Annotated in this window: 9 protein-coding genes, 8 tRNA genes and 3 rRNA genes; all 20 read left to right on the top strand. The window is 43.3% G+C overall.

Features of this window, described 5'->3' with window-relative positions:
- The first annotated feature begins 3 nt into the window (after positions 1 to 3).
- Positions 4 to 288, top strand: coding sequence for a transcriptional regulator (locus M2M59_RS14365; RefSeq protein WP_236717644.1), 285 nt, complete (start codon positions 4 to 6; stop codon positions 286 to 288).
- A 4-nt stretch (positions 289 to 292) separates the two neighbouring features.
- A complete protein-coding gene (locus M2M59_RS14360; RefSeq protein WP_066790273.1) occupies positions 293 to 643 on the top strand; it encodes a type II toxin-antitoxin system PemK/MazF family toxin in 351 nt (116 codons plus the stop codon).
- 296 nt (positions 644 to 939) lie between these two features.
- Entirely contained in the window at positions 940 to 1,353 is a 414-nt protein-coding gene (locus tag M2M59_RS14355) for an anti-sigma regulatory factor (protein WP_147197141.1), read from the top strand.
- Positions 1,354 to 1,542: 189 nt separating this feature from the next.
- Positions 1,543 to 1,884 carry an STAS domain-containing protein gene (locus M2M59_RS14350; RefSeq protein ID WP_147197143.1) on the top strand — a complete coding sequence of 114 codons (342 nt, stop codon included), beginning with the start codon at positions 1,543 to 1,545 and terminating at the stop codon, positions 1,882 to 1,884.
- A complete protein-coding gene (rsbW, locus tag M2M59_RS14345; protein ID WP_066790267.1) occupies positions 1,871 to 2,341 on the top strand; it encodes an anti-sigma B factor RsbW in 471 nt (156 codons plus the stop codon). The genes M2M59_RS14350 and rsbW overlap by 14 nt, the downstream gene beginning before the upstream one ends.
- Positions 2,319 to 3,098, top strand: coding sequence for an RNA polymerase sigma factor SigB (gene sigB, locus M2M59_RS14340; RefSeq protein ID WP_066790265.1), 780 nt, complete (start codon positions 2,319 to 2,321; stop codon positions 3,096 to 3,098). The genes rsbW and sigB overlap by 23 nt, the downstream gene beginning before the upstream one ends.
- A 103-nt stretch (positions 3,099 to 3,201) precedes the next feature.
- Entirely contained in the window at positions 3,202 to 5,355 is a 2,154-nt protein-coding gene (locus M2M59_RS14335; protein WP_147197145.1) for a Tex family protein, read from the top strand.
- A 182-nt stretch (positions 5,356 to 5,537) separates the two neighbouring features.
- On the top strand, positions 5,538 to 5,993 hold the full coding sequence (locus M2M59_RS14330) for a SprT family protein (protein ID WP_147197147.1): 456 nt from the start codon (positions 5,538 to 5,540) through the stop codon (positions 5,991 to 5,993).
- Between the two features lie 98 nt (positions 5,994 to 6,091).
- Positions 6,092 to 6,168 (top strand) — tRNA-Asn (locus M2M59_RS14325).
- Position 6,169: 1 nt separating this feature from the next.
- Positions 6,170 to 6,241 (top strand) — tRNA-Glu (locus M2M59_RS14320).
- 10 nt (positions 6,242 to 6,251) lie between these two features.
- A tRNA-Asp gene (locus M2M59_RS14315) sits at positions 6,252 to 6,328 on the top strand.
- A gap of 7 nt (positions 6,329 to 6,335) precedes the next feature.
- Positions 6,336 to 6,410, top strand: a tRNA-Gln gene (locus M2M59_RS14310).
- Positions 6,411 to 6,427: 17 nt separating this feature from the next.
- Positions 6,428 to 6,503: transfer RNA gene (locus M2M59_RS14305), tRNA-Lys, on the top strand.
- A 62-nt stretch (positions 6,504 to 6,565) separates the two neighbouring features.
- Positions 6,566 to 6,651, top strand: a tRNA-Leu gene (locus tag M2M59_RS14300).
- Between the two features lie 12 nt (positions 6,652 to 6,663).
- Positions 6,664 to 6,740, top strand: a tRNA-Arg gene (locus M2M59_RS14295).
- Between the two features lie 24 nt (positions 6,741 to 6,764).
- A tRNA-Gly gene (locus M2M59_RS14290) sits at positions 6,765 to 6,838 on the top strand.
- 123 nt (positions 6,839 to 6,961) lie between these two features.
- Positions 6,962 to 8,509: ribosomal RNA gene (locus tag M2M59_RS14285) — 16S ribosomal RNA — on the top strand.
- Between the two features lie 191 nt (positions 8,510 to 8,700).
- A 23S ribosomal RNA gene (locus M2M59_RS14280) occupies positions 8,701 to 11,629 on the top strand.
- A gap of 63 nt (positions 11,630 to 11,692) precedes the next feature.
- Positions 11,693 to 11,808, top strand: a 5S ribosomal RNA gene (gene rrf / locus M2M59_RS14275).
- Together the 16S, 23S and 5S rRNA genes with 8 tRNA genes alongside form the textbook arrangement of a ribosomal RNA operon.
- A 141-nt stretch (positions 11,809 to 11,949) precedes the next feature.
- The gene (locus M2M59_RS14270; RefSeq protein WP_249774935.1) at positions 11,950 to 12,435 is read left to right on the top strand and encodes a pyridoxamine 5'-phosphate oxidase family protein; all 486 of its coding nucleotides are present in this window, start codon (positions 11,950 to 11,952) and stop codon (positions 12,433 to 12,435) included.
- The last annotated feature ends 6 nt before the right edge of the window (positions 12,436 to 12,441 follow it).

The raw sequence follows: 12,441 nt of genomic DNA, 5'->3' as shown, positions 1-12,441 counted from the left end.
GCTGTGAACCACAAAGGACTCGAAAACGTTCTGATTCAGATGCCAGAACGATTGGTTTCTGAAAGTATAGAACAAGCATATAGACAAATAGTATTAAAAGACGCAAATGATTTAGTATATATTCCGACAAAAAGATCTATTCATACGAAACAAAAAAATCACATGCGAGAAGCAATGGTTAAAGGATATGTAGAAATGTCACAGATTAACTTATCTATATGTAGTGAATGCTTACATGTTGAGTATGAAGCGGAACATATGGTGGAGCGACTCGTAAGCGGAGGATGAAAACTTGAACGTAAAACGTGGAGACGTTTTTTTTGCAGATTTATCACCAGTAGTCGGGTCTGAGCAAGGTGGCACCAGACCCGTACTGGTTATTCAAAATGATATCGGAAATCGATTTAGTCCAACTGTTATTATCGCAGCAATTACAGCTCAAATTCAAAAGGCGAAACTCCCAACTCATGTGGAAATTGACGCTAAGAAATATGGATTTGAACGGGATTCGGTTATTTTGTTGGAACAATTGCGGACGATCGATAAATCACGATTAACAGATAAAATCACGCAGCTAGATGGTCCTTTAATGGTAAAGGTAGAAGAAGCTTTGGAAATAAGTTTAGGGCTATTAAAATTTTAAGCATACATATTGAAACACCAGATGCTAGTCATCTGGTGTTTTTCTTTGTCTCTTTACAACTTATTTACAATGAATATTCAAAAAATGGAGTGTAATATTTGTAACTATATTATACAATTAGAAAAAGAATCCATTATAGAAAAATTAAATATTTTCAGTTTATTTAACGTATAAACTATTAGGTCCCTAATCATCATATTTTTATATGATGACTGATTTGTGTGTGTGAAAAAGGGAAAATCTTCATCTGATATTAAACAGATTGTTATTAAATAAGGATTTGGAGGTAGGCGCTCATGGAAGGTTCTTCGATAGATATTTTAACGGAGTGGGATATTGTCACTGCACGGCAGCTTGGCCGCAAGGAAGCTAAGTCGATTGGATTCGATATTATTGACCAAGCACTTATTGCTACAGCGATTAGTGAATTAGCCAGAAACATTCACTTATATGCAGAGAGTGGAAAGATTGAAGTGAAAAAATTAATACAGGAAAAATCAGTTGGCATTTATGTAATAGCATCGGATAATGGACCAGGTATTCCACAAATCGATGAATTGTTACAAAAAGATTTGGCCACAACAAAAGGCATTGGGTTTGGGCTGCCTGGTGTAAAAAGAATCATGGACGAGTTTCAGTTAGATTCACAACTTACTATAGGAACAACCGTGAAAATTAAAAAATGGTTATCAATCAACAAAGAAGAATAAAAAAAATAAAAAAGTTTTATTTTTAGGTTTAACCCTTATATAGTGCGGGTATTCCATATATGTTGGTCTAAAAATTGAAAGCAATAAATGATATACATACTTTCAAACAGGAACAATAACTTGTAGTATTTTAGTTAATGCATCGGTTTTTTATGCATTTTTATAGAGAACAATACAGGAGGGATAGAGATGGACTTTAAATTAGACGTAGTAGAAGAAACAGGAAAGGTTCAAGCAATTCTTCAAGGAGAAATAGATGCTTATACTGCTCCTGTTTTAAGAGAGCAATTGGATGGTATTTCTATATCAGAAGGCACTCAAGTAGAATTGAACTTTTCAAATGTAAATTATATGGATAGCACAGGTTTAAGTGTTATCGTTGCTTTTTATAAAAGCGTTGTAGCAAATGGTGGAGATATCGTACTTACTTGCCTATCTGAACGCCTAAAACGCTTATTTGACATCACAGGTTTAACGGATATTATGAACATCGAAGTTAGGAAGGTGATTTCAAACAATGAGAGAATTTGATTATATGGAGATGCGCGTTCCTGCTAAAACGCAATATGTTGGTGTTGCTCGACTTGCTATTTCAGGATTGGCGAACCGTGTAGGTTTTTCATATGATGATATTGAAGATGTGAAAATTGCAGCGAGTGAAGCAATCACCAATGCGATTCAGCACGCATATGCAGACAAAGAAGATGGAGAAGTTGTAATCGGCTGTGCCTTGTATAAGGACAAAATGGAAATCATGGTGGCCGACTATGGACGCAGTTTTAAATTCGAAGAGGTAAAAGAAAAGGTCGGTCCTTATCACGAAGAAGAAGATGTACAATTTATTCGTGAAGGAGGATTAGGTCTATACCTTATTGAAAGCCTTATGGATGAAGTGAAAGTACTCAACGACAATGGCGTGACTGTTTTCATGACAAAATTTGTATCACGAGAGCAGGTGAATGACCATGCGGAAACAATCTCCTTCTAGTTCGGCATCAAAAGAGCAAGTATTAGAATGGATCCAGCGTTTTCAACAAACTGAAGACGACGAGGCGCAAACTAATTTAGTTTTGCATTATCAATATTTGGTTGAATCCATCGCAAGAAAGTATTCTAATGGGCGCTCTTACCATGATGACATAGTACAAGTCGGCATGTTAGGCCTGCTTGGTGCTATTAGAAGGTTTGATTCTTCCTTTGGTCGTAGTTTTGAGGCTTTTGCGGTACCGACGATTATCGGTGAAATCAAACGCTACTTGAGAGATAAAACATGGGATGTCCATGTGCCAAGGCGTATTAAAGAACTTGGCCCCAAAATTAAAGCAGCTGTTGAGTTTTTAACAACCGAAACGCAACGTTCACCCCAAGTTGCAGAAATTGCAGAATATCTTGAAGTAGAAGAAGATGAAGTGTTGGAAGCGATGGAAATGAGCCAAAGTTATCAAGCACTTTCAATGGACAGACCTATTGATTCTGATGGCGATGGTAGCACTGCAACGTTATTTGATATAGTAGGGAAGCAGGATGATGAATACGAAAAGACAAACCGCCGTATTATTGTGGAAAACGCAATGAAGGAATTGTCAGAAAGAGAACGTCAAATTATTCAGCTTACATACCTTCAACAGCTTAGCCAGAAAGAAGCTGGGGAGATGCTGGGTATATCCCAAATGCATGTCTCAAGATTGCAGCGTAAAGCTATCAAGAAACTGCAACAAATTATTGTTGCGTCAGGTGGTATTTAAAAGAAGGACAGTTCAACTTTTGTTGAACTGTTCTTTTTTGTTGCGAATAAGCAATGGCTACTCTATGTTAAAATAGGGAAGTCAAAGGAAGGATAGTGAATAAATGGACACTCAAAAAATGCATCAGCTTATTGCGAAAGAAATCGGCATTCGCACACAACAAGTAGACCAAGTAATTCAATTGTTAGAAGCATCAAATACTGTACCCTTTATAGCTCGCTATCGAAAAGAAGCTACAGGATCACTAGATGAAGTCCAAATTAAAGCGATTGAAGATCGCTATCATTATGTAATGCAGCTAGAGCAACGTAAACAAGAGGTTCTGCGTATTATCGAAGAACAAGGGAAGTTAACTGAAGAACTTACAAAAGATATTAATGAAGCTACTGTTTTGAAACGTGTAGAAGATTTATACCGACCATACAAACAAAAAAGAAGAACAAAAGCAACGATTGCAAAGGATAAAGGACTTGAACCATTGGCTGATAGCCTATTGCAATTTAACCAAACAGAAGTAGAAACCCTAGCTCTGCCTTTTATTAATGAAAATGTAGAAAGTGTTGAAGAGGCCTTGCAGGGAGCGAGTGACATTTTAGCTGAGAGATTTGCTGATGATGCAGCAATAAGAGAAAGCATTCGTCAGATTTCTTGGAAACAGGGAGTCATTCAATCAACTGTGAAAGCTAAAGAACTCGATGAAAAAAGTGTATTTGAAATGTATTACGACTATCAAGAACCTGTAAATAAAATTGTTCCTCACCGAATTTTAGCTATTAATCGTGGAGAAAAAGAAGATATATTAAAGATTGGCATTGAAGTGCCGACTGAATCTATCTATCAACTCATGCGGAAAAAATGGATTGTATCCACATCATCACCTTCTTCCAAACTAGTTGAAGTGGCTATAGAGGATGCATATAAACGATTAATCCAGCCATCAATTGAGCGTGAGATACGCAATGAATTGACAGATAAAGCCGAAACACAGGCTATCCATATTTTTTCTGAAAATCTCAGAAATCTTCTATTGCAGCCTCCAATGAAAGGAAAGTATGTTTTAGGCGTAGACCCTGCGTATAGGACGGGCTGTAAATTAGCTGTAGTTGATGATACTGGTAAAATGCTTGAGATATCGGTTATTTATCCACATACAGCAAAAGCAGACATTAACAAATCCAAATCTATATTTAATGATTTGTTGAATCGCTATCCTATTTCTATTATTGCGATAGGGAACGGTACTGCATCCAGAGAGACAGAACAATTTGTTTCGGAATGTTTGAATGAATCCAATGCGAGTGCAGCTTATGTAATCGTTAATGAAGCAGGTGCAAGTGTTTACTCTGCCTCGCCAATTGCTAGAGAGGAATTCCCGGATTTACAGGTAGAACAGCGGAGTGCTGTCTCTATTGCAAGGCGATTGCAAGACCCACTAGCTGAGTTGGTGAAAATCGAACCAAAAGCTGTAGGTGTTGGCCAATACCAACACGATGTATCTCAAAAGAAACTTGCAGAACAACTCACCTTTATTGTAGAAACAGCAGTAAACCAAGTGGGGGTAGATGTGAATACAGCTTCTTCATCATTGCTTCAATATGTTTCAGGCCTATCAAAAACAGTAGCAGAAAATATCGTCAAAACAAGAGGAGAACAAGGAAAGTTTACTGCTCGCACGCAGTTAAAGAAAATACCTCGACTTGGTGCTAAGACTTATGAACAAGCTATTGGATTTTTAAGAATCCCAAATGCAAAGAATCCATTAGATTCAACTGCTATACATCCAGAGAGCTATGATTTAGCAAACCGCATATTAGAAGCGGTAGGGTTAGATAAAAAACAAATAGGCACGGCAGAGGCAGAACAAGCAATTGCAAATTTAAATATAAAAGAGCTAAGTAAAGAATGGGAGATTGGCGAAGTTACATTGAAAGATGTGATTGATTCATTAATGAAACCTTCTCGGGATCCGCGGGATGCTTTTCCACAGCCCTTGCTTAAAAAAGATGTTTTAAAAATGGAGGATTTACAGCCAGGAATGGAACTTCAAGGAACAGTCCGCAATGTAGTCGACTTTGGAGCGTTTGTCGACATTGGCGTAAAGCAAGATGGACTTGTCCATATCTCAAAGCTGAAAAAAGGTTTTGTTAAACATCCATTAGACGTAGTTTCATTGGGGGACATTGTCACTGTTTGGGTAGACAATGTAGAGAAGGATAAAGGTAGAATTGCTCTAACAATGCTTCCACCTAATCAATAATAATTAGTTTTTATATTTAAAGAGGCAAAGAAAATTAGCGGTGGTTTGTTATGAGGCAAGTACAGCCATCTGTCCATTTAAAATCTTAGCTTCCACCGCTAGTCTCTTTGTTTTTTCTTGCGTAAATAAAAAACAGCAATATTCAAAACGAGAGTATACTTATTTATAAGGAGGGACATAATATGACAGATTGCGAACTACAAGAGCTCGTCTGCCAAATCTCCAAAGAAGTATTTCATAAACCATTTCGCCATCGGGCATATTTTAATTCTCGCCTCCGAACAACAGGTGGACGCTATTTGCTTAAATCTCATGATATAGAGGTTAACCCGAAAGCTTATGTGCAATTTGGTTTGAAAGAAGTAGAAGGAATCATCCGTCATGAGTTATGCCATTATCATCTTCATATAGAAGGAAAGGGATATAAACATCGTGATGCAGATTTTCGGACACTTTTAAAAGAAACAAATGCTCCTCGATTTTGTTCGAATTTAGAACAAAAGAAGAGACCGGTAAAGCGTGCTCAATATATCTATGTATGCACAGAATGCGGGTTAAGGTATAGCCGTAAGATACGTATGAACACAGATCGATATAGATGCGGCAAGTGTTTAGGGAAGCTAAAGATAATTAATTAAACTTTTTTTGAAATAAGGGTTGACGTTTTATGGACAACCCCTTATACTTATAAAAGTCGACAGGGTGATAACACGCTGACACGACAGAATAATACTTTTCCGAAGTAGCTCAGTTGGTAGCAGCATCTGACTGTTAATCAGAGGGTCGCAGGTTCGAGTCCTGCCTTCGGAGCCATGGCCCCTTGGTCAAGCGGTTAAGACACCGCCCTTTCACGGCGGTAACACGGGTTCGAATCCCGTAGGGGTCATTTTCATAACGGTCCGGTAGTTCAGCTGGTTAGAATGCCTGCCTGTCACGCAGGAGGTCGCGGGTTCGAGTCCCGTCCGGACCGCCATTATGAATGGGGTATAGCCAAGCGGTAAGGCAACGGATTTTGATTCCGTCATGCCCTGGTTCGAATCCAGGTACCCCAGCCATTCTTAATAATAGCTACGAGTCATTAGCTCAGTTGGTAGAGCATCTGACTTTTAATCAGAGGGTCGTAGGTTCGAATCCTACATGACTCACCATTTTTCTTCTTGACACATTAAGTTGAACATGCTAAAATAGTTATTGTTCGTTAAGTCGAAATGCGGTCGTGGCGGAATGGCAGACGCGCTAGGTTGAGGGCCTAGTCGGGGCAACTCGGTGGAGGTTCAAGTCCTCTCGATCGCACCAAAAATTATATATGCGCCCATAGCTCAATTGGATAGAGCGTCTGACTACGGATCAGAAGGTTGTGGATTCGACTTCTGCTGGGCGCACCATTTATTCAAAAATATATTAACTACGCGGGTGTAGTTTAGTGGTAAAACCACAGCCTTCCAAGCTGTTGTCGGGAGTTCGATTCTCCTCACCCGCTCCATTATATGAACCTTGAAAACTGAACAAGCAAGATGTTAATCATTTAAACTTACTAACAACTGTTAGTTTTAAAGTCATCATCGTAAAGATGATGCGCTAGTGAAATTTTGAGCAATCAAACACTTTTATGGAGAGTTTGATCCTGGCTCAGGACGAACGCTGGCGGCGTGCCTAATACATGCAAGTCGAGCGAATGACGAGGAGCTTGCTCCTCTGATTTAGCGGCGGACGGGTGAGTAACACGTGGGCAACCTGCCCTGCAGACTGGGATAACTTCGGGAAACCGGAGCTAATACCGGATAATCCATTTTACTTCATGGTGAAATGTTGAAAGGCGCTTTCGCGCCACTGCAGGATGGGCCCGCGGTGCATTAGCTAGTTGGTGGGGTAACGGCCTACCAAGGCGACGATGCATAGCCGACCTGAGAGGGTGATCGGCCACATTGGGACTGAGACACGGCCCAAACTCCTACGGGAGGCAGCAGTAGGGAATCTTCCACAATGGACGAAAGTCTGATGGAGCAACGCCGCGTGAGTGATGAAGGTTTTCGGATCGTAAAACTCTGTTGTAAGGGAAGAACAAGTACGTTAGGAAATGAACGTACCTTGACGGTACCTTATTAGAAAGCCACGGCTAACTACGTGCCAGCAGCCGCGGTAATACGTAGGTGGCAAGCGTTGTCCGGATTTATTGGGCGTAAAGCGCGCGCAGGTGGTTTCTTAAGTCTGATGTGAAATCTCGCGGCTCAACCGCGAGCGGTCATTGGAAACTGGGGAACTTGAGTGCAGAAGAGGATAGTGGAATTCCAAGTGTAGCGGTGAAATGCGTAGAGATTTGGAGGAACACCAGTGGCGAAGGCGACTGTCTGGTCTGTAACTGACACTGAGGCGCGAAAGCGTGGGGAGCAAACAGGATTAGATACCCTGGTAGTCCACGCCGTAAACGATGAGTGCTAAGTGTTAGGGGGTTTCCGCCCCTTAGTGCTGCAGCTAACGCATTAAGCACTCCGCCTGGGGAGTACGACCGCAAGGTTGAAACTCAAAGGAATTGACGGGGGCCCGCACAAGCGGTGGAGCATGTGGTTTAATTCGAAGCAACGCGAAGAACCTTACCAGGTCTTGACATCCCAGTGACCGCTCTAGAGATAGAGTTTTCCCTTCGGGGACATTGGTGACAGGTGGTGCATGGTTGTCGTCAGCTCGTGTCGTGAGATGTTGGGTTAAGTCCCGCAACGAGCGCAACCCTTGATCTTAGTTGCCATCATTTAGTTGGGCACTCTAAGGTGACTGCCGGTGACAAACCGGAGGAAGGTGGGGATGACGTCAAATCATCATGCCCCTTATGACCTGGGCTACACACGTGCTACAATGGACGGTACAAAGAGTCGCAAACTCGCGAGAGCAAGCTAATCTCATAAAACCGTTCTCAGTTCGGATTGTAGGCTGCAACTCGCCTACATGAAGCCGGAATCGCTAGTAATCGCGGATCAGCATGCCGCGGTGAATACGTTCCCGGGCCTTGTACACACCGCCCGTCACACCACGAGAGTTTGTAACACCCGAAGTCGGTGAGGTAACCTTTTGGGGCCAGCCGCCGAAGGTGGGATAGATGATTGGGGTGAAGTCGTAACAAGGTAGCCGTATCGGAAGGTGCGGCTGGATCACCTCCTTTCTAAGGAATTTAACGGAATACAGACTTCGTCTGTAGGATTAACATCTTGCTGTTCAGTTTTGAGGGTTCATACTCTCAACACTTTGTTCTTTGAAAACTGGATAAAACGACATTGAAGAAATTCTTAAGTAACACATTTATTAAGTTTTAAATTTTTTAGGCTTAATAACTTAAAGGCTTTATAAGCCAACGGTTAAGTTATTAAGGGCGCATGGCGGATGCCTTGGCACTAGAAGCCGATGAAGGACGGCACTAACACCGATATGCTTCGGGGAGCTGTAAGTAAGCTTTGATCCGGAGATTTCCGAATGGGGAAACCCTCTATCCGTAATGGGGTAGAATCTTGACGTGAATTCATAGCGTCTTGATGGCAGACTCAGGGAACTGAAACATCTAAGTACCTGAAGGAAGAGAAAGAAAAATCGATTCCCTTAGTAGCGGCGAGCGAAATGGGAAGAGCCCAAACCAAGAGGCTTGCCTCTTGGGGTTGTAGGACACTCTATACGGAGTTACAAAGGAATGCGTTAGGCGAAGCGGTTTGGAAAGACCCACCATAGCAGGTAACAGTCCTGTAGTCAAAAGTGCATTCTCTCTTGAGTGGATCCTGAGTACGGCGGAACACGTGAAATTCCGTCGGAATCTGGGAGGACCATCTCCCAAGGCTAAATACTCTCTAGTGACCGATAGTGAACCAGTACCGTGAGGGAAAGGTGAAAAGCACCCCGGAAGGGGAGTGAAAGAGATCCTGAAACCATGTGCCTACAAGTAGTTAGAGCCCGTTAATGGGTGATAGCGTGCCTTTTGTAGAATGAACCGGCGAGTTACGATTACATGCAAGGTTAAGTTGAAGAGACGGAGCCGCAGCGAAAGCGAGTCTGAATAGGGCGAATAAGTATGTGGTCGTAGACCCGAAACCAGGTGATCTACCCATGTCCAGGGTGAAGGTAAGGTAACACTTACTGGAGGCCCGAACCCACGCACGTTGAAAAGTGCGGGGATGAGGTGTGGGTAGCGGAGAAATTCCAATCGAACCTGGAGATAGCTGGTTCTCTCCGAAATAGCTTTAGGGCTAGCCTCGTGATGAAGAATCCTGGAGGTAGAGCACTGTTTGGACTAGGGGTCCATCCCGGATTACCGAATTCAGACAAACTCCGAATGCCAGTGATTTATACACGGGAGTCAGACTGCGAGTGATAAGATCCGTAGTCAAAAGGGAAACAGCCCAGACCACCAGCTAAGGTCCCAAAGTAATTGTTAAGTGGAAAAGGATGTGACGTTGCTTAGACAACCAGGATGTTGGCTCAGAAGCAGCCACCATTTAAAGAGTGCGTAATAGCTCACTGGTCGAGTGACGCTGCGCCGAAAATGTATCGGGGCTAAACAATTCACCGAAGCTGTGGATAGACATCTACGATGTCTGTGGTAGGAGAGCGTTCTAAGTGCTGTGAAGTCAGACCGGAAGGACTGGTGGAGCGCTTAGAAGTGAGAATGCCGGTATGAGTAGCGAAAGATGGGTGAGAATCCCATCCACCGAATGACTAAGGTTTCCTGAGGAAGGCTCGTCCTCTCAGGGTTAGTCGGGACCTAAGCCGAGGCCGACAGGCGTAGGCGATGGACAACAGGTTGATATTCCTGTACCACCTCCCTGCCATTTGAGTAATGGGGGGACGCAGTAGGATAGGGCAAGCGCACTGTTGGTTATGTGCGTCCAAGCAGTAAGACGTGAGAGTAGGCAAATCCGCTCTCTATAACGTTGAGCTGTGATGGCGAGCTCTTTAGAGCGAAGTTCCTGATTTCACACTGCCAAGAAAAGCCTCTAGCGAGGCAGGAGGTGCCCGTACCGCAAACCGACACAGGTAGTCGAGGAGAGAATCCTAAGGTGAGCGAGAGAACTCTCGTTAAGGAACTCGGCAAAATGACCCCGTAACTTCGGGAGAAGGGGTGCTCTAGTAGGGTGCAAGCCCGAGAGAGCCGCAGTGAATAGGCCCAGGCGACTGTTTAGCAAAAACACAGGTCTCTGCAAAACCGTAAGGTGACGTATAGGGGCTGACGCCTGCCCGGTGCTGGAAGGTTAAGGGGATTGCTTAGCGCAAGCGAAGGTGAGAACCGAAGCCCCAGTAAACGGCGGCCGTAACTATAACGGTCCTAAGGTAGCGAAATTCCTTGTCGGGTAAGTTCCGACCCGCACGAAAGGCGTAACGATCTGGGCACTGTCTCAACGAGAGACTCGGTGAAATTATAGTACCTGTGAAGATGCAGGTTACCCGCGACAGGACGGAAAGACCCCGTGGAGCTTTACTGTAGCCTGATATTGAATTTTGGTACAGCTTGTACAGGATAGGTAGGAGCCATTGAAACCGGAGCGCCAGCTTCGGTGGAGGCGTCCTTGGGATACTACCCCAGCTGTATTGAAATTCTAACCCGTACCCCTGATCGGGGTAGGAGACAGTGTCAGGCGGACAGTTTGACTGGGGCGGTCGCCTCCTAAAGAGTAACGGAGGCGCCCAAAGGTTCCCTCAGAATGGTTGGAAATCATTCGTAGAGTGTAAAGGCACAAGGGAGCTTGACTGCGAGACCTACAAGTCGAGCAGGGTCGAAAGACGGGCTTAGTGATCCGGTGGTTCCGCATGGAAGGGCCATCGCTCAACGGATAAAAGCTACCCCGGGGATAACAGGCTTATCTCCCCCAAGAGTCCACATCGACGGGGAGGTTTGGCACCTCGATGTCGGCTCATCGCATCCTGGGGCTGTAGTCGGTCCCAAGGGTTGGGCTGTTCGCCCATTAAAGCGGTACGCGAGCTGGGTTCAGAACGTCGTGAGACAGTTCGGTCCCTATCCGTCGTGGGCGTAGGAAATTTGAGAGGAGCTGTCCTTAGTACGAGAGGACCGGGATGGACACACCGCTGGTGTACCAGTTGTTCTGCCAAGAGCATCGCTGGGTAGCTATGTGTGGACGGGATAAGTGCTGAAAGCATCTAAGCATGAAGCCCCCCTCAAGATGAGATTTCCCATTACGCAAGTAAGTAAGATCCCTCAAAGACGATGAGGTAGATAGGTTCGAGGTGGAAGTGTGGCGACACATGGAGCTGACGAATACTAATCGATCGAGGACTTAACCAAATTCTTAAGAACCTTCAATTCTCGTTTATCCAGTTTTGAGAGAACAAAATCTCTACATACAAGTGGAGTGATGATGGCAAAGAGGTCACACCCGTTCCCATGTCGAACACGGAAGTTAAGCTCTTTAGCGCCGATGGTAGTTGGGGGCTTCCCCCTGTGAGAGTAGGACGTCGCTTCGCAACCAAGCACAGCTGATTTTTCAGCTGTGTTTTTTTATATTCTTTTCTATAGCATTTATATAAAATTAACGAGACTCATTCATTGATTAGCCTTCAGAAAAACAGGGTAAACTAAAGTAACTAAAAAATGGGGTGAAGTTAATGAATAACAATTATGATGCAAATGAAGTTGAAAAAGTAAGAGAGCTCATTAAAGATGTAGAAACAGCTATGCTGACAACAATTTCACAAGACGGATTAGTATCTCGTCCGATGAAGACTCAAGAAGTTGAGTTTGATGGGGATTTATGGTTCTTCACGAAAAAGGAAACCGAAAAGTATGATGAAATAAAAAAAGAAGCAGACGTAAATGTATCTTATGCTGGTAAATACTATGTCTCTGTACGAGGTAAAGGCACAATCGTAGATGATGTAAACAAGAAAAAGGAATTATGGAGTGCAGCTTATGAAAAGCTTTTAAATACGAGCTATGACGATCCTAATTTGATTTTAATCAAAGTGGAGGCAGAGTCAGCAGAGTATTGGGAAACAGGCAATATGATGAAAAGCATGGTTCATCTTTATAAGAAGATGAGAGGTAATGATGATGACACCAACAAAATGAATAATACGATTGAGCTCGATTAATATTTA

Origin of the sequence: Rummeliibacillus sp. G93 (genome assembly GCF_023515935.1) — a bacterium.
In the GTDB taxonomy this organism is placed as follows: Bacteria; Bacillota; Bacilli; order Bacillales_A; family Planococcaceae; genus Rummeliibacillus; species Rummeliibacillus stabekisii.
The sequence above is the reverse complement of the archived record's forward strand: the minus strand, read 5'-3'. Positions and strand labels throughout refer to the sequence as shown.

What these genes read in the sequence shown, in the direction of transcription:
- M2M59_RS14355 (WP_147197141.1), top strand. Translation starts at nt 940, where the DNA reads ATGGAAGGTTCTTCGATAGATATTTTAACGGAGTGGGATATTGTCACT.
- M2M59_RS14350 (WP_147197143.1), top strand. Translation starts at nt 1,543, where the DNA reads ATGGACTTTAAATTAGACGTAGTAGAAGAAACAGGAAAGGTTCAAGCA.
- rsbW (WP_066790267.1), top strand. Translation starts at nt 1,871, where the DNA reads ATGAGAGAATTTGATTATATGGAGATGCGCGTTCCTGCTAAAACGCAA.
- sigB (WP_066790265.1), top strand. Translation starts at nt 2,319, where the DNA reads ATGCGGAAACAATCTCCTTCTAGTTCGGCATCAAAAGAGCAAGTATTA.
- M2M59_RS14335 (WP_147197145.1), top strand. Translation starts at nt 3,202, where the DNA reads ATGGACACTCAAAAAATGCATCAGCTTATTGCGAAAGAAATCGGCATT.
- M2M59_RS14330 (WP_147197147.1), top strand. Translation starts at nt 5,538, where the DNA reads ATGACAGATTGCGAACTACAAGAGCTCGTCTGCCAAATCTCCAAAGAA.
- M2M59_RS14270 (WP_249774935.1), top strand. Translation starts at nt 11,950, where the DNA reads ATGAATAACAATTATGATGCAAATGAAGTTGAAAAAGTAAGAGAGCTC.